Here is a 16,366-nt window from a genome sequence, read left to right on the forward strand (position 1 = left end):
TTACCATGCCGATTAAACTGGCTCTAATGGCCGTTATTCTGTTTTCCAGTACCGCTGTTTGGGCTTTTCCGGAAACCTTTGACCATAAATACGGGACCACCACCCTGACCGAAGCGCCAGAGCGCATCGTCTCAATCGGCTACAGCGACCACGACGACCTGCTGGCACTGGGTCAGAAACCTCTGGCGGTGCGCGACTGGTACGGTGATATGGATAAAGCCACCTGGCCTTGGGCGGCTGATCTGTGGGGAAACACTGAGCCGGTAGTGTTGCCCTTCGGTGATCTGGACATGGAAACCATTGCCGCGCTGGAGCCGGATTTGATTGTTGGCTTGTCGTCGGGCATCAGCGCTGAGCAGTACCAGCAACTGAGTCTGATCGCCCCGACGCTGCCGCAATCGGGCGACTATATTGAATGGGGCATGCCCTGGCACGAGCGAACGCTGTGGATCGGTCGCGCAGTCGGCAAACTGCCCGAAGCCGAAGCGATGGTAAACGAGGTTGAGCAGCGGTTTGATTCGGTGACTGAGCAGCATCCGGAATTAGAAGGCAAGCAGGCCGCCATTGCTTATTACTGGGATGGCCAACTGGGCGTATACAGTGAAAACGATTTGCGCGGTGTTTTTTTGGAGCGGCTGGGGCTGGAGATTCCCGGGGCCATTAATGATTTGGCGGGTGATCGGTTCTACAGTGAGCTCAGCCTCGAGGAGCTTTCGTTGCTGAATGTCGATGCGCTGATCTGGTTGTCGACCGGCGATGCGCAAGCGGATGCTGAAAAAGTGCTCGGGCGTGAACTGATGGCGTTTCACAGGGAAGATCGTGAAATTTACGTCGATAAAGAATTGGGCGGCGCGTTTTCATTCATGTCGCCGCTGAGTATCCATTTTATTTTTGATGAACTGGTGCCGCAGATTATTCGCGTTGTGAATACTCAGCACTGAGCGGGCCAAAACAGAGTCAGGGACATCGACATCAATGGCTAATCGATCGATATGACAGTTGAATCACAAATACAGGCAGAGCTGTTGAAGGGGGAAAGGCCACGTCTGGACCGGCCACCTTTTCCCGACACGCCCATGGCCTTTTGCCGCTGGATTGCGCTGAACTTTCTGCCCTGGCGTTTACTGCTGCTGTTGTCGATAACCGTACTGTCGGTTGCAAGTATGTCGATGACCCCTTGGGTTGTGGGTCAGATTATTGATCTGCTGCCCGAGGCCATTGACTCATCGGATGCCACCCGATTGATGACCTGGTTCGGCTGGCTCTTGGTGGTCTGGCTGATCGGGCCGGTGCTCGGCCGTCTCTATACCTTCGTGAATGCCTTTACGCTGCCGAAACTGACCAGTCTGGTGGCGCGTGAGCTGTTCAATTACACCCTGCGCCAGCCAACCCACTTTTTTCAGAATACTTTTACCGGTGCGTTAACTCAGCGCATTCGCCGGGCAGCGCAAAGCGGGCCGGATCTGGTTGAATATTTTGTGCTGCAGTTTGCCCAGGTGGCGGTCGGTATTCTGGTCGCGGGTATTTTAATATTCCAGGCGGTGCCGGTGTATGGCCTCGCTTATGTGTTGTTTGCGCTGGTGTTCCTGGCGGTGTCGATGTGGATGGCCAAACGGGTGTTGAAAGTCGGGCGTGTGCTCGGTGAAGCCCGTTCCCGGGTGACCGGTCAGTTGGCGGACTCGATCGGCACCATCGATCTGGTTCACAGCTTTGGCGCCAGCGAGCACGAATCGGAACGGTTAAGCATACGTCTGAACGAGGAAGCGCTGCGCGGCAAGCAGGCGCGGTTCTGGTTCAGTGCCATGCGCATCGTGCAGTTGGCGCTAACCGCAGGCTTTATGAGTGTTCTGGTTTGGTTCGCATTGCAGCGAGCGCTGCTGGGCGACTTGAGCGTGGGCACCGTCGCCATGCTGCTGACCATTGGCTTGCAACTGGCGATGTCGATTACCAGCCTGGGCGATTACATTCTCGATTTCTATCTGCAGCTGGGCGAAGTGACTGAGTCGCTCGATGTGTTGGCCGTGCCGCTGAAAAATCAGGACACACCAGACGCACAGCAATTGGTTGTGGAGCAGGGAGAGATCGAATGCCGCGATCTGACTTTCGGCTACGAGCAGCAGAAGCCATTGTTTATTAACTTTTCGTTGACGGTTAAGCCGGGCGAAAAAGTGGGGCTGGTGGGTCCATCCGGGGCTGGAAAAACAACGCTGATCAAATTGCTGACGCGTCGCTTTACATTGAACCAGGGCCAGATTCTGATGGACGGTCAGGATATCCGCGAGCGGCGTCGGGAGTCACTGGCACGCCAGGTGGCGGAAGTTTCGCAAACCGCAGAATTGTTTCACCGCAGCGTGCGCGACAACATTCGCTACGGACGTACCGATGCCAGCGATGAAGCGGTAATTGCTGCTGCTCAGGCCGCGCAGTGCCATGATTTTATTCAGGCACTGCCTTATGGTTACGACACCCTGGTGGGTGAACGCGGGGTCAAGCTTTCTGGCGGTGAGCGTCAGCGCATTGCCATCGCACGGGCCATTCTAAAAGATGCGCCAATGCTGTTGCTGGATGAAGCGACGTCAGCACTCGACAGTGAATCTGAAGCGGCCATTCAGCGGGCACTGACATTACTGATGCAAGGCCGTACGGTCATCGCCATCGCCCATCGATTGTCCACGGTGGTGAGTATGGATCGCATTCTGTACATGGAAGGCGGCCGTATTGTGGAAAGTGGCACCCACTCTGAACTGCTTGAACTCAATGGTGGCTACGCGCGTTTGTGGCAACGTCAGATAGAGGGGTTTGCAGAGCAAGCTCTGTAAAACCAAGTTTCGGAGGTCCGTTTTACCTCGGTGCCAGTATTCCGTGTCCGGCACCGGGTATGCCTATCTGGGGCCGGCGTAAACCCATCCATGGGGCCTAGACTTCGGGATATGAATCCCCTCCATGGGATTCACCCTCCGGGCTCGCTGCGCTCGTGCTAAAACGCTCCCGGCGTTTTAGTCCATGCCTCAGACTTCCCCAGATAGGCATACCCAGTACCCGACACTTAGTTAAGTGCGAACTCTGAATCTTGAGTAGAAAACAGCTTGAATCAGGATCGACGTCGATACAGCAAGTAAATAAAGAAGGGCGCACCGACGCCCGAGACGAAAATGCCGGCCGGTAAATCCTGAGGTAGAAAGGCAACCCGTCCTAGCAGGTCGGCCAGCAGCACCAGGCAAGCGCCGGTCAGGCCTGCTCCGAGTATTAGCCCTGTACTGGTTTGGCCCGTTATCCGACGCGCCAAATGTGGTGCCATCAGGCCAACAAACGCCATGCCGCCTGCAAAGGCCACGGCCGAGCCGGCCAAGCCAACGCTGCACGCCAGAAGCAGTAACCGGTAATGACCCACCGCCAAACCCAGCCCCCGGGATTGCTCATCATTCATGCCCAGCAGGGTAAGAGCCCGGGCGGCCAGCAAGGCGACCGGGATCAGACAGAGCGTCCAGGGTAGTAAGCCGGTCACGTCTTTCCATTGTGCACCATAGACCGTTCCGGTCAGCCAGATGTAGGCCTGAACCGTGGTGCTCAGCGGGCTCATCACCAGAACCAGAGTCGCGACCGCCTTTAGCGCGGCGGCCAGTGCAATGCCTACCAGAACCAGCCGAATTGGTGCTACAGCACTAGTGCTACCGGGTGTCCAGGCCAGGATGTAGATGACGGTGGCGGTTAGCGCTGCAGAGGCAATGGCCACGGGTGGCAACCAGGTCAGACTGACGGTACCGGCCAGCCAGGCCAGAAACAACACAGCTCCCAGCGCGGCCCCGTCGCTGATGCCGATGATGTCAGGCGAGGCCAGGGGGTTGCGCACGATTTGCTGTAACAGCGCACCGGAAACTCCCAGGCCGGCGCCCACCAGTAGCGCCAACAAGCCTCGGGGCAGTCGTAATGTTTGAATGACAAAGCGGTGCTCGCTGGTTTCGGGTGACAGGAGCGTGGCGAGCACGTCCATCGGCGGAATTCGGGTGCTGCCCAGGCAGAGATAGAACAACAATAAGGTTAGGGTTAGCCCCAGCAACGCCAGGCACCGTCGAAAGGTCTGACGATGAATGGCCAGAGCCAGCGTTTCCGAGGCGGAACGAAACAGGTAGTGAGTGGTCATAATGTCGGGCTGCGTTTACGGGCGATGGCGATAAAAACCGGGGTGCCGACCAGCGCTGTCAGGGCACCGACGGGCACTTCCTGGGGGGGGACGATAAAGCGAGACAGGGTATCGGCCCCCAACAGCAAGCTGGCCCCGAGCAGGGCGGCCGACGGCAATACCCAGCGATGATCCCGGCCGAACAAGCCGCGCGCCAGATGCGGAATGATCAGTCCGATAAATCCGATCATGCCGGCCAGTGCAACGGCACCGCCAGCCAGTAAAATGATGACCACACCGAGCGCCAGCCGGGTGACTGCCACGCGCTGGCCGAGACTGCGGGCGACGTCTTCATCCAGCATCATCAGGTTGATCTGACGCACCAGCAGTGCGGTGCCGACTATCGCGATGCCGTAAAAGGGCAGAAAGGGAATGACGCTGCTGAGTGGTTTGCCTGCGACGGATCCACCGAGCCAGTAAAGAATGCCTTCCAGACTTTCCCGGTTAAGAATCAGCAGACCCTGAGTGAACGCCAGAAACAAGGCGGTAATGGCGGCGCCAGCCAGCACAATGCTAACCGGTGACCGGGAGGCACTGCCGGTCATGCCCAGGCTGTAAACCAGCAGCCCGGCAATGGCAGCGCCAAAGAAGGCGATGTAGATGTAGTCTTGCAGCCGTGTCAGTGACAGAAAGGTAAACGCCATTGCTACAAAAAACAGCGCTCCGGCATTAATGCCCAGCAGGCTGGGTGAAGCCAGGCCGTTGCGGGTCATCGCCTGCATCAGGGTGCCGGCAATGGCCAGGCTGCTGCCCACCAAAGCCGCCAGAACGGCCCGATTCAGCCGGTTGGCGCGCACAATAATGTGCTCGATCTGGCTGGCGTCGTAGTTGAACAGGGCGTTGATGACCGTGGCAAACGAGATGGCCGTTTGCCCCAGGGCGATGCTGGCAAGGGTGGTTGCCAGTAACAGCGCCAGGCACAGGGTCAGCCCCAGTGCCTTGACCGGCAGGGTGGACAGCACGGTTATTCCTCTGGGTTAGTCGAGGCCGTAGTGTTCAAACACGCTGTCGACCATGCGTTCAGCGGCGATGGGGCCGCCGCCCATGTTCCAGTCAACCTCGTTGACCCGGTAGACCTGATCGTTCTGCACTGCTGTCAGCGTGTTCCACAGCGGGTGGGAGGTCCAGCTGTTGAAGTTTTCCATTACCGTCAGGTCGGTTTCTGTCATGAACATGAAGAATACGTCGGCGTTCATGCTGGGAATGCTTTCCTTGGAGGTCAGCTTCACGCCCCAGATGTCTTCCTGGTGGCCAGCCGGGCGCTCAAACCCCAGCTCGTTCAGAATGTTGCCGGCGAAGCTGGAGTAGTAAATGCGGGCGTGGTCATTACGAAAGTTCAGCAACGCTACTTCCTGTGGCCAGTCTACGTCGGTCTCGGAAACCTGTTGCTGAAATGACTGAATGCGTGCATCCCATTGGTCATTCCATTCGGCGGCTGTATCGGCGGTGCCGGTTGCCTCGGCAACCAGATCAAGCGTTTCCTTGAACTGGAAAACGGTCTCATGCATCACCGTCGGGGCGATCTGGTTCAACTGGTTGTAGATTTTTTCATGGCGCATCTTAGCGCCGATAATGACATCGGGATTCAGCGCGGCAATGGCTTCCAGGTTCGGCTGAGTTTCAAGACCCACATGGCTCACCCCGGCCAGCTCTTCACGCAGGTAATGGTACATCGGTTGCTCAACCCAGGAGTCGACGACACCCACGGGTGTAATGCCCAGCGCCACTGCAGCGTCGTTGGCACCCTGGTAAAGAGTGACGACGCGCTGCGCCGGAGCGTCCAGTTCAGCAGTGCCCATGGCATGAGGAATACTAATGGATTCTGCATTTGCGAAAGACAATGATGCCACCAATATCAGGCTGAACAGGGTAGTAGAGGTAAGACGATGAGCCACGGACAACTCCCGAGATAGGTTAGGGATTGCTGATAGTATTGATAGTTGTTCTTATTATCAACCGCATCTTTCGGTGTGCCAATAAAATGCGTTGTGGTTCGGCAATGTGACGTAATTAACACATTCTAGTTTGCAAATGATAACTATTATCATTAATATAGATTTCGAAGGTCGATTCAGCGTGGGTCCCCGGGAAAGGAGCACGGTCCGGAACCGGGGTAAATGGAAGTCGACTCGTCAACGCGTTTGTCCACCCTCTGTCGCAAAGGCGTTGGCTGAGTGCCAACAAGGTCGTTGAACACGCTGAATGGTTTCCAGCCGGGATTTTTCCCCTCCAACGTTAAATCCCGGCTGGTTTTTTATTGAATAACACCCTTCACACAGGAGCTCGACATCACCATGGAACTGCGCAGCAAACTGTGGGCGCTGATGGCGACCACGCTGTTATTCACCCTGGCCTTATCTCTCAACCCTTCCAGTATGACAATCTTCGCCGGGTTATAACTCAAGATTCGGAGTTCGGGTTTGTTTTGGTAACTGGAGTCCGTGTCAGGCACCGGGTATGCCTATCTGGGGTCGGCGTAAACCCATCCATGGGGCCTAGACTGAAGCATCCATGCTTCAGACTACCCCAGATAGGCACACCCGGCACCTGACACTCTGTTGGTTGCAAACTCCGTATCTTTATTTATAGCCCGGCGCGAACCCCCTTTGTTCAGTTCATGGCCACCAACCGGTCCAGGCGCTCCAGATCGTTAATTACTCGCCATTGGCCACCGCCTTCCATTACCCGTTTCTGCCAGGCGTTCAGTCTATTCTCATAATCGCGCGGGTCGATGTTGTCCCGGGTTAGCTTGGTGACGTTCAATGCAACCACTTCGATCCCGGCGACATCAATCGGGAAATCCCGAACATGGCCTTCCGGTAAATCCTCTTCCAGATCACTGAACACCAGAATGGTTTTTTCATCGGCATCGGTTTCGTTCAGAAAATCAATCGCCTGCAATACACCGCCGGTAATGTCGGTATGGGCACTGCCGCGGACCAGTTCGGAAGTAAACGTCTGCACATGGTGCTGAAACAGACGCTTCTGGTCGTTGGCGGTGCTTGGCCGCACATCAAAGGTTGCCTTGGCGATGATGTCTTCTTCGTTGAAGCTGGCGCTGTCGATGCGCGCCAGCGCCAGGGAGTCACCGCTGTCGAGCGTTGCCAGCAGGTAGTTCATGATGGTCTCGGCTTTGTCGAGTTGCTCGGTGTAGGTGCCCGAGGTGTCGATCAGCATGTAGACCGCCCGGCTTTTGATTGGCGACTCTCCGCAACCGGCCAACAGGCCGGTGCTGAGCAGTGCCGTGATCAGCAGCACAGTCATGATGTGACGGCTGAGTCTGGCTGAATCGGTCACGAGTTTCATGGGGTGACCTCCTGAGTATCGTTTAGGACGGGTTCAACCTTGGTGCTCCGGTTGCGCTTGGATTTACTCGCGACTGCCGGGGCCTCGTCTGTATCCTTTTTGGTCTTGGCGGACACAGTGGTTTCGTTCAGATCCGGCGCCGTGGAGCGGTGGCGGATCAGCCGTTCAACACCCAGCGGCACCATGATGATCAGGTCATAAAGGTGCGCCAGTATTTTGCAGGCATGGTTGGCCAGGTTGCCGACCAAACGCAGCGCTACCGCAACCGTGCGCAATACACCGACAACCACCATTCCAAGCACGCTGCGCAGTGAATGAATGAAAGACTCCAGCGGGATTGCCACAAAGGCCAGCGCGAACGGCAGAATAAAGCCCATCACCATCTGACCGATGGATGGAATCCAGCGAAACTGAGCTTCAACCACACCGACGCCAGCCAGTGATTGTTGCAGGGCTGCGCGGTCGAGCGCGAGCAGGTCACGCATGTAAGCCAGAGAGGCTTCAATGGTGGCCAATATAGTCAGCAGCGTAAGTGTGACGACAATCATGCGCCGGCGCATGCGGTCGTCCATGCTGCCGATGACGGGAAACAGGTGCGTGATGCGCAACGATTCCAGCAGGAACAAGCCCATGGCAATTTCAATCAGAATGATCACCAGCGCCGCGATATCTGACATGCGCAGCGAGCCAATGGTGGCGGTACCGCCCACCATTTCTGACATGGGCAGGGCGATCAGCTGGAAGTTAATTAACCCGCCCATGGCCGCGATGATCAGGACCAACCCGGAGATGAAAAACTGGGTTAACGAAGACGACAGCAATGAATTGGCCGCCGCATCTTCGTTGTTGCGAATCGATTCATAGCGATCCATCTGCCCATCGATCATGCGGGTGCGCTCTTCCAGACTGTCGAGCGTGGTTTCGACTTTGCCCATGGTGGTTTTCAGCGTGCGCCACTGGGGGTGCATTTTGGCCAAATGCCCATGACGTTCCAGTGTGGCTTTCTGAAAGGCTTTCAGGGTTTCTTCGTGTGAGTCTTCAATCGCGTCTTTGATGTTATCGAGAATCTTGTTCAGCGCTGGGTCGGCACTCTTCGGCAATGCCGAGATGGTATCGACCACATCCGACCAGGCTGGTGGCAGGGGCGCCGACAGCGAGCTGGCCTGATAATCGGCCTCGATTTTTTCAATCGCATCGGCCAGCGTGCGGTGCAAACTGGGGTAGTGCGCCAGATCCCGCGCCACCAGGGTACTGACCCGGGTGAATTCGCGTTCAATGGCTTTTTCCGCAGCGGTTCGACCCAGCGCCATCAGCACATCACGATTACGCTGGCTGAGCCGGTGCTCCAGCTTCAATACAGAACGCGATGCCAGGCGCAGTGCGGTAAACACCGCGCGGCCGGTAGTGGAAAACAAATGATGCGCCTGCTGGCGCCCGAGATAGAGCACAGTAACGAGTAAAACCAGCCAGATCGCGGCCGAGATGGCGGCGGAATCAGACCAGACAGTGAGCAGTTGTTGAAACATCGCAGAACCTCCGTTGAGTTGACAGGACGGAGTGTCGGCCAGGGCGGTGAAAATTCTGTGAGTTTCGTGGGGATGGTCCGCGGTGGGTGCCGGTGTTGCCTCTGTGGGGTCGGCGTGAATCCGTCCATGGAGCCTAGGCCGCAGCATCCCTGCTGCGGACTCCCCCACAGAGGCAACACCGGCACCCACTGCTAGCAGTGTGCCAACTCCGAACTTGAGTACTGAAACCCCTCCTGACGACTACTGACAGTCCGAGCGGGTGGTCTGGCCATTGGGGCTGGTCTTCTGGGGCAGCGTCTGGACGCTGCTGACCTGGTGTGAGTTGCGCACCGATTTTCGGATGTTGCGGGTGGACCGCATTGTCGAGTGCGAGGTGCTGGAGGAGGAATTTGAGGAGACCACCCGGATCTCTCTGCAACAGATTCTCAGAAAAAATGAGTTGGCCTAGTAAAGGCTTTTGGTTTAATTTCTCAAATTAATCCAAAATGGTTTAAAGGTAAGAAATAAACCAATTTGGTTGATTTATTGGTTGAGCCACCTAAACTGCAGCTATGAACCGACTGATTGTAATAGCAGACATCGTTGCCTCCAGGGATATTGCCAACCGGGCTGCCGTTCAGCACGACCTTAAAAAGACATTGGATGGCTTGAATCGGCAAACCGACGGCCTGCTCTCACCCTATACCATCACCCTGGGCGATGAGTTTCAGGCTGTGTTGAGCACGGCTGGTCGGGTCTTTACCGATATGCTGGCCATTCGGGCGGCGGTTTACCCCGTTCGGCTGCGCTTTGCGGTGTCGGTTGGCACCCTGGCCACGCCCATCAACCCGAACCAGGCCATCGGGATGGACGGCCCGGCCTTTCATGCCGCCCGGGAACGCATCGAACAGCTTAAACAGGGTGACCATCAGTTGGCTCTGGCCGGTGAATTTCCAGGCCAGCCACAAGACCTGATACACAGCACCCTGAATTTACTCGACCGCCACTGGCAGAGCTGGCAGGCCAATCGCCTGGTGATCTTGCACCGCCTGCTGCAGGGCGATACCGTAGCGACGCTGGCTGCATCACTGAAGATTAGTGAACAGGCGGTTTACAAGAATATTCGCCAGGGCGGGCTGGACGATGTAACGGACAGCATCCAAACCCTAACCCGATACTTGGATGCAGCTCTGGCAGAATGAGTTGGGGTTTGCTTTCGTGCTAGGAGTCCGTGTCAGGCACTGGGTATAGCTATCTGGGGTCGGGATGAACCCTTCCATGGGGCCTAGACTGAAGCCGATGCGTCGGACCGATCCATACTTCAGACTTCCCCAGATAGCTATACCCGGCACCTGACACTTAGCTGGTTGCGAGCTCAGACACTAGATCACTCTATGAGGGAACAAATCGGTGACGTCCTTATTCCTGCTAACCGTTTGGTTACTAACGCGTCTTTGCTTCATCCGCTACGATCAGCGTCTTCCCACCCGCTTGCTCCTGATTCTGGTGCTGATTCCCATCATTCTGGCACCTGCCTTGGCGCTGGGTGTGACTTCGATGCTTTGGTCGATACTGGTTGCCGCAGCCCTGGTTTTTTCCGAGAAAGTTATTCCTGAAAAGCTGTTAGTGCCCGGTCGCCTAATGGGGTTGGCCTTCGTCGTGGTGGCAACCTGGTTGATGCCGTTGCCGGAACTGAGTTCATGGTCGGTATTAACAATCGATTGGCTCGGTCTGACTACAGAACAACTGACCACAGGCTTGTGGTGGCTGCTGGGGTTTCTGCTGGTTGCCGGCGAAGCCAATTTACTGATTCGGGTGCTGTTCCACAGCTTCGACCTGGAACCGATGAGTAAGACACCGGAGCCTGCTGAAACCGCAGAGGCTGAGACAGAACAGACCACGACAGCAAACCAGAACGCAGAACCGGAGATCGACCAGCGCGAGTACAATGCCGGTCGCATTATAGGCATTCTGGAGCGCTGGCTGATGTACATCGTGCTGGTCGGCAGTCAGCAACAGGGGGCTGTATCCGGCTCTCAGTACAGCATCATCGCGGTCATTTTGGCGGCAAAAGGGTTTGCGCGGTTCCGGCAACTGGAGGAACGTGCTTTTGCCGAATACGTGTTGATCGGGACTCTGGCATCGACGTTGCTGACTGTGGCGGTGAGCTTGTTGATCAGCCACCACATATTGTCATAGTTCACACCCCAATATCCTCATTCCACAGATCAGGCCGCTCGCGGATGAAGGTTTCCATCAGGTGGATACAGCTTGGCTCCTGGCGGACGTCCAGCTCAACGCCGCGACTGGTCAGTAGCGCTTCGTCGCCCTGAAAGGTCTGGTTTTCACCGATCACGACTGTGGGAATGCCGTACAGCAGAATGGCGCCGCTGCACATGGGGCAGGGCGACAGCGTGGTGTAGAGCACCGATTCACGATATACCGAGGCTGGCTGACGGCCGGCGTTTTCCAGCGCATCCATCTCGCCGTGCAGCACCACGCTGCCCTGCTGAACCCGGCGGTTGTGGCCCCGGCCAATGATTTTTCCCTTGTGTACCAGTACCGAACCGATCGGAATGCCGCCTTCTGCGACGCCGGCTTTTGCTTCGTCGAGTGCGGCCTGCATGAATTCGTCCATCTCGGACTCCTGAATAAGGAACTATGACCTCCAAGCTAAAGGAGGGTGGGGTAGTGCGCAAGCGTGTTATACAACCTCAGTCACATTTCAGGGGCTGTTGGAGTGCTAGACTGTAAAGATAATGAGTTTAGGAGTTCGTTGGGTGGTACTGGCCCGCGGCGACTACCGGTGGTACCTCTGCGGGGTCGGCGTGAACCCGTCCTTAGGGCCTAGACCGCAACATCCATGTTGCGGACTCCCCCGCAGAGACACCACCGGCATCCGCCGCTTACACAGGGCGAACCCCGAAACACCTACGGCTGTTTCAAGTACAAACGCTAAAAGGCAGTAATACCATGACCCGGATTGTGTGGGTAGAAGATCAGTCCCACTGGGTCGAGCGGTTTAAACCGACGTTGGAAGCGACCGACTTTAACGGCTCGCCCACCGACGTTCAGGTCTTCAAGTTCGCTGAAGCCGCTTGCCAGTACATAAAACAGTGCCCCGATGCCGATGCGCCCGATGTCGCGTTGCTCGACGCCCATATGGGCGGCAACAGCCATGCCGGTCTGACCGTGTCGCGGGCTCTGCAGAAGCGCTGGCCGGACTTGCCGGTGGTGTATTTGTCGGAGCATAGCGGTACCGACATTGAACAGGCGGCGTTTGAGCAGAATGGCACCCTGGATTTTATCGCCAAGCACCAGCGCAATGTCGAAGCCGTATTGTGCTGGCGCATTCAGGCGGTGTTGCGTCAGCAACGCCACCAGCCCGGAGAAATAGCCACAACGCATAGCGATACCTTGCGCAGCGGCTCACTAAGCATCGATATCCGTACCTGGGAAGTGTTCTGGCAGGGCCATAAACTGATGAACCCGACCAATCCGCGCCGGCCACTGGCACCGACACCGCGCAAGATCCTGCGTTTTCTGGTGGAAGCGGCGCCGAGCCCGTTGTCGACCTGGCAGATTGCCGATAAGCTCGATGCCGACCCGGAACGGTTTTCCTACGCCAATTACCGGCAACACATCCGTACCCTGAGGCGCGCCTTTGATCAGGTCGAAGCGGGCGACGCCAGCTTTACCGACCGTTGCCGGGAAGGGGTTGGAATCGTCACCTTTGGCGACCAGGAAGCCTACTGCTGGAGGCCAGACCATGACTCTGCGCGCTGACACCGATAGACCCTTCAAGCCTAACTGGCCACAGCGGTTCAGTGTGCTGAGCAGTTTTTTCGGACTGGTTCTGGTGGCGTATTTTTACCTGATCACCGAACCTGACCTGATGGCTTACTACCAGGTGCCTGAATGGGTATTGGATCCACGTCTGAAAATGGCCCTGTGCGCAATTTTTGCGATATTCCTGATCAACGATGCGCACCGCTATTCCCAGGCGCGCCGTCAGCAAAAACAGCAAGCCCGCCAGTTGCAGAGTGAATATGACAACCTCTGGCAAAGCCGCAAACAACTGCAGCACAAGGTGCATACCTATGCTGGCCATGCCGATAAACTAAAGCTGTTTATTAGCGACAAGCTGCTGGAATACATCGAGTATGATGAAAAATTCCTGCACTTTAAAAGCATTGCGGCCGAGGTGCGGCATAACGGCGTGATCGGGTTCGATAAGGTGCAGTCAGCGCTGGAGCAGGCGCTTGCCCAGCCCCAATTGAACGAGGCTGATCAGTCACGAACCCGGGAGGCCTTGCAGCAACTGCGTTACGTCTGGGATCTGCTTGATCTGGCCACCACCGACAACATTGCCCTGCACCTGGCCAATCAATTGTGCGACCTGGAAGAACCCTATTACCAGCAATCTCTGAATCCGGAATCGGCCGATTCACACGAGCTGCAATCTACGTTTTCGCCGGTAGCCGGTCTGGTGAGGGCGCTGACCCCACTGCTGAACACGCCCGACTCACTGCACCAGGCGGTAGCGGAAGGTTTGCCCTGTGTGTGGCAGGACGACCCGTCGTTCTGGTTGTCGATGGAGCCCTGTGGTGTCGTGTTGGGAAATGAAAACCACTGGGTGCTGCTGCTGGAAAACCTGCTCAAGAACGCTCAGTTCTTCAGTGGCAAGCGACCCTACCGGCATAAGTACCGACGTATCGGCGTTCGGCTTGCCGAGCATTCGGGCAAAGTACGGCTGCAGGTGTTTAACAGTGGCCCGGGCATCAGTGAGGAAGACAAGGCCAAAATCTTTCAGCTCGGCTATTCCACGCGCCGGGTGAAGGAAAACCACGGTAAGGGGTTGGGGTTGTTTTTTGTTGGTGAGATTGTCAAAGGGTACGATGGCACGGTCGCTATTGAAAACATCGATAACCGGCCCCGCCAGATGACGCTGCGGCTTGAGTTTGAAAACGGCGATGTCCACACCGATTCGTTTTCCATCGATGTTGAAGACGGCTTGCCGGTGTGCCAGCGCCACGGTGAAACGGGTACCGAAAAAACGCTGAGTTGGTCGTTCGAGCAACGGCTGCGCTCGGTCGAGGTATCGTCGGCCGATGCTCACCAACCGAACAGAACGGTTCTGGATTCGTCCTCTCGCAGCCTCAACTGGCTAGACCCGCAACGCCCGGATAACCCGAGCTGGGTGCTGGACATCAACCTGGCGCGCAAAAGCTCCGGCATTCAATTCACGCCGCTGGATGTCCGTGGCGTGCAGTTCACGGTCGAGCTGCCCCTGGCGGCCTCGCGCCTGGCAGAAGACGCGACGCTGGAAGACCTGGATACCATTGATGTCGACCGTCTGAACCAGCCGTTTCAGGCGCTGGATCTGTATCACGAATCGAATCACTGACGGGGTGAGAGATTACCCTTTATAGACTGGATGTCCCCAGAGCCGGGGCATCCCTTTTCTCTGTTGCCAGATCCCGCTATTCTCAGTCCTTCCATATTCCCGCCCCTGACGAAAAGGATCGACTCAGTGACTCGTCTTCTCTGTGTGCTAACTCTGACTTGTGTGTTCGTGTTAAACGGCTGCAGCAACTTTTCCACTCAACCCAGCGCCGGGATCCAGTGGCCAGACTCCCTGGCTGAGCCAGCCAGTCTGATTGATAACCTGGATGCTGGTGTCATCACCTATGCCCGCGTACCCAGCCCCGGTGCCTGGATATCCGCACCCAAAAACAATGCCATGGGTAGTCTGTTGGCGACGGATGCGAACCGGGAAGCGGTGACGGCCTTGCTCGAAGCCCTGCGCCAACAGTTGGCGCCGCTCGGAGCCGAAGGTGCGACGGCCGGTCTGCTGTTGGATCGACTGCGGTCGCCACTCGAGCTGGCTGTGCGTCTGCCGCAAGACACGGCTGTTACCGGTGCTGAGATTCAAGTGTCCGCGCGTCTGGATTTTGATTCCCGGGTGGCGTTTGAACAGCAACTCAGCCGCTTGCTTCAGGGCCAGTCGGGCGTTCGCCAGCTTGTCCCGGCCACCCGGGATGCGCCCGGTCGACTGAGTTTCGGGGTTGTGCCCGGCTATTATCAATTTGACCCACAAACCCGTCGCTTTACCCTGGTTGCCGGCTTTGCCAGCAGTGCGCAATCGCTGGCGCAGATGGGTACCGTGGCTAACCCGGAGCATCCGGCACTTAAGCGACAGGCCGAACTGGAAGACAGCCGTTATGGGCTGTATCTGTGGGCGAATACGGCGGCTGTATTGCCTCAGCTAACCGCTTTCCTGCCCGCAACAGAGGTGCCTGAGCTGGATGAGCTGGGGTTGATGAACACACAAGAGTTTGCCTTGGCCATGGGAACCCGGGACGGCAGAGGCCAGACTTATCTGTTGTTGCGGGGGGCGAATGGTCCGTTGTGGGACCTGTCATTGCCACAGATACCCTCAACCCGGGTAAAGAGCCTGGGAGAGCCAGACCATTATTTTACGACGGTTATTCCGGATGAAGCGTGGGTGCGCCGTCTGGCATCGGTATCCGACTGGTCGGTGCGTGATCTGAATCGACTGACCGATAAAACCGGTTTGAGTTGGACCTCGATTGTCGCGGGGCTGGCAGGCCGGTTCAGTGTTATTGCGGATGATGCGGGCAGCTATCTAGCTCTGGAACCCGGAGATGCTGACGCCTTTGCCCGTTTGTTGGATGACTTTCGATACCTCGGTTATACCGAAATGACAGCGTTCTCCACCCCGGCCGGGTCCATGACCCGTTTGCAACTGCCCATTTCCAAGCTTTGGCTCGACCCGGGTATGCCCGCAACATCGGATTGGTTTCACCGCAGTCAGGACTCCCGTGGCTGGTTCTATGAACAGGATGGTATCTGGTATTTTGCCTCTGTTCCGCAGGTGCTGCTGGCCCGCCAGCAAGCAGCACCCGGGGTCTCATTGGCCAACTGGAGTCAGCAGGACAACGACCAGCCGACGGTGCAGTTTGTCGGTCAGTTCGATTCTCTGATTCAAACCAACTACCACTATTACCTGGAAGGCTTGCAAACGCTGGCGCACATACTCGATACCGAAATTGATATGCTGGCGTTTCCGGTGGCCCCTGTTGATCAACTGCCCAAACAGTCCAGGGCCAGTCTGTCGGTTACCTATCGGGGCGACACATTGCAGGCAACCTACGGCTACGAAACTCACCCCTTTGATCCCTTGCAGGGCTCAATGGGGGGTGTGGCTGTCATCGGCATATTGGCTGCCATCGCTATACCGGCCTATCAGGACTATGTTGAACAAGCCTCCCTGTATTCGGACATCTAACCGATTTATTTTCTGTCGCTGCAAGCCTGGCTCGGGCCAGCTTGCGGCTCAGTTTCCCAATTG

The 16,366-nt window shown here is 56.8% G+C and carries 14 protein-coding genes; 8 read left to right on the forward strand and 6 right to left on the reverse strand.

All coding sequences use genetic code 11. The annotated features are described in order from the left end of the window. The first annotated feature begins 5 nt into the window (after positions 1-5). Positions 6-941 (forward strand): ABC transporter substrate-binding protein, encoded by a 936-nt coding sequence (locus tag ABJT94_RS00560; protein WP_348476844.1) that lies wholly within the window; start codon positions 6-8, stop codon positions 939-941. A 51-nt stretch (positions 942-992) separates the two neighbouring features. Next, on the forward strand, positions 993-2,819 hold the full coding sequence (locus ABJT94_RS00565) for an ABC transporter ATP-binding protein (protein WP_348476846.1): 1,827 nt from the start codon (positions 993-995) through the stop codon (positions 2,817-2,819). 272 nt (positions 2,820-3,091) lie between these two features. On the opposite strand, the gene ABJT94_RS00570 is transcribed toward ABJT94_RS00565, so the two are convergent. The 5 genes from ABJT94_RS00570 to ABJT94_RS00590 all read right to left on the reverse strand — a co-directional run bounded on the left by ABJT94_RS00570 (position 3,092) and on the right by ABJT94_RS00590 (position 9,012). After that, complete coding sequence (locus ABJT94_RS00570) at positions 3,092-4,141, reverse strand: iron ABC transporter permease (RefSeq protein WP_348476847.1); 1,050 nt, start codon at positions 4,139-4,141, stop codon at positions 3,092-3,094. Beyond that, a complete protein-coding gene (locus tag ABJT94_RS00575; RefSeq protein ID WP_348476849.1) occupies positions 4,138-5,142 on the reverse strand; it encodes an iron ABC transporter permease in 1,005 nt (334 codons plus the stop codon). Before ABJT94_RS00575 ends, ABJT94_RS00570 begins: the two co-directional genes overlap by 4 nt. A gap of 15 nt (positions 5,143-5,157) precedes the next feature. Next, positions 5,158-6,075 carry an iron-siderophore ABC transporter substrate-binding protein gene (locus ABJT94_RS00580; protein WP_348476850.1) on the reverse strand — a complete coding sequence of 306 codons (918 nt, stop codon included), beginning with the start codon at positions 6,073-6,075 and terminating at the stop codon, positions 5,158-5,160. A 715-nt stretch (positions 6,076-6,790) separates the two neighbouring features. Then, a complete protein-coding gene (locus tag ABJT94_RS00585; RefSeq protein WP_348476851.1) occupies positions 6,791-7,486 on the reverse strand; it encodes a VWA domain-containing protein in 696 nt (231 codons plus the stop codon). Further along, positions 7,483-9,012, reverse strand: a complete 1,530-nt coding sequence (locus tag ABJT94_RS00590) for a hypothetical protein (protein ID WP_348476852.1) — start codon at positions 9,010-9,012, stop codon at positions 7,483-7,485. The genes ABJT94_RS00585 and ABJT94_RS00590 overlap by 4 nt, the downstream gene beginning before the upstream one ends. Before the next feature lie 259 nt (positions 9,013-9,271). On the opposite strand from ABJT94_RS00590, the gene ABJT94_RS00595 reads away from it, so the two are divergent. From ABJT94_RS00595 to ABJT94_RS00605, 3 genes are all read left to right on the forward strand, one after another. Continuing rightward, entirely contained in the window at positions 9,272-9,460 is a 189-nt protein-coding gene (locus ABJT94_RS00595) for a WYL domain-containing protein (RefSeq protein WP_348476853.1), read from the forward strand. Positions 9,461-9,563: 103 nt separating this feature from the next. Next, a complete protein-coding gene (locus tag ABJT94_RS00600; RefSeq protein WP_348476854.1) occupies positions 9,564-10,193 on the forward strand; it encodes a SatD family protein in 630 nt (209 codons plus the stop codon). 208 nt (positions 10,194-10,401) lie between these two features. After that, on the forward strand, positions 10,402-11,190 hold the full coding sequence (locus tag ABJT94_RS00605) for a hypothetical protein (RefSeq protein ID WP_348476855.1): 789 nt from the start codon (positions 10,402-10,404) through the stop codon (positions 11,188-11,190). A gap of 1 nt (position 11,191) precedes the next feature. Here the strand turns inward: ABJT94_RS00605 and ABJT94_RS00610 are convergent, their stop codons facing one another. Beyond that, positions 11,192-11,629, reverse strand: coding sequence for a nucleoside deaminase (locus tag ABJT94_RS00610; RefSeq protein WP_348476856.1), 438 nt, complete (start codon positions 11,627-11,629; stop codon positions 11,192-11,194). A 335-nt stretch (positions 11,630-11,964) separates the two neighbouring features. On the opposite strand from ABJT94_RS00610, the gene ABJT94_RS00615 reads away from it, so the two are divergent. The 3 genes from ABJT94_RS00615 to ABJT94_RS00625 all read left to right on the forward strand — a co-directional run bounded on the left by ABJT94_RS00615 (position 11,965) and on the right by ABJT94_RS00625 (position 16,303). Continuing rightward, positions 11,965-12,777, forward strand: coding sequence for a response regulator (locus tag ABJT94_RS00615; RefSeq protein WP_348476857.1), 813 nt, complete (start codon positions 11,965-11,967; stop codon positions 12,775-12,777). Then, positions 12,761-14,398, forward strand: coding sequence for an ATP-binding protein (locus ABJT94_RS00620; RefSeq protein WP_348476858.1), 1,638 nt, complete (start codon positions 12,761-12,763; stop codon positions 14,396-14,398). Before ABJT94_RS00615 ends, ABJT94_RS00620 begins: the two co-directional genes overlap by 17 nt. A 126-nt stretch (positions 14,399-14,524) precedes the next feature. Beyond that, positions 14,525-16,303: a hypothetical protein gene (locus ABJT94_RS00625; RefSeq protein ID WP_348476860.1), complete on the forward strand. Its 1,779-nt coding sequence runs from the start codon at positions 14,525-14,527 to the stop codon at positions 16,301-16,303. Positions 16,304-16,366: the final 63 nt, after the last annotated feature.

The sequence above is a fragment of the Saccharospirillum sp. genome (genome assembly GCF_039982735.1).
Classification (GTDB): domain Bacteria; phylum Pseudomonadota; class Gammaproteobacteria; order Pseudomonadales; family Natronospirillaceae; genus Saccharospirillum.

Coding starts and splice junctions, on each gene's coding strand:
- ABJT94_RS00620 (WP_348476858.1), top strand. CDS start 12,761: ATGACTCTGCGCGCTGACACCGATAGACCCTTCAAGCCTAACTGGCCA.
- ABJT94_RS00585 (WP_348476851.1), bottom strand. CDS start 7,486: ATGAAACTCGTGACCGATTCAGCCAGACTCAGCCGTCACATCATGACT.
- ABJT94_RS00570 (WP_348476847.1), bottom strand. CDS start 4,141: ATGACCACTCACTACCTGTTTCGTTCCGCCTCGGAAACGCTGGCTCTG.
- ABJT94_RS00560 (WP_348476844.1), top strand. CDS start 6: ATGCCGATTAAACTGGCTCTAATGGCCGTTATTCTGTTTTCCAGTACC.
- ABJT94_RS00590 (WP_348476852.1), bottom strand. CDS start 9,012: ATGTTTCAACAACTGCTCACTGTCTGGTCTGATTCCGCCGCCATCTCG.
- ABJT94_RS00615 (WP_348476857.1), top strand. CDS start 11,965: ATGACCCGGATTGTGTGGGTAGAAGATCAGTCCCACTGGGTCGAGCGG.
- ABJT94_RS00610 (WP_348476856.1), bottom strand. CDS start 11,629: ATGGACGAATTCATGCAGGCCGCACTCGACGAAGCAAAAGCCGGCGTC.
- ABJT94_RS00600 (WP_348476854.1), top strand. CDS start 9,564: ATGAACCGACTGATTGTAATAGCAGACATCGTTGCCTCCAGGGATATT.
- ABJT94_RS00565 (WP_348476846.1), top strand. CDS start 993: ATGACAGTTGAATCACAAATACAGGCAGAGCTGTTGAAGGGGGAAAGG.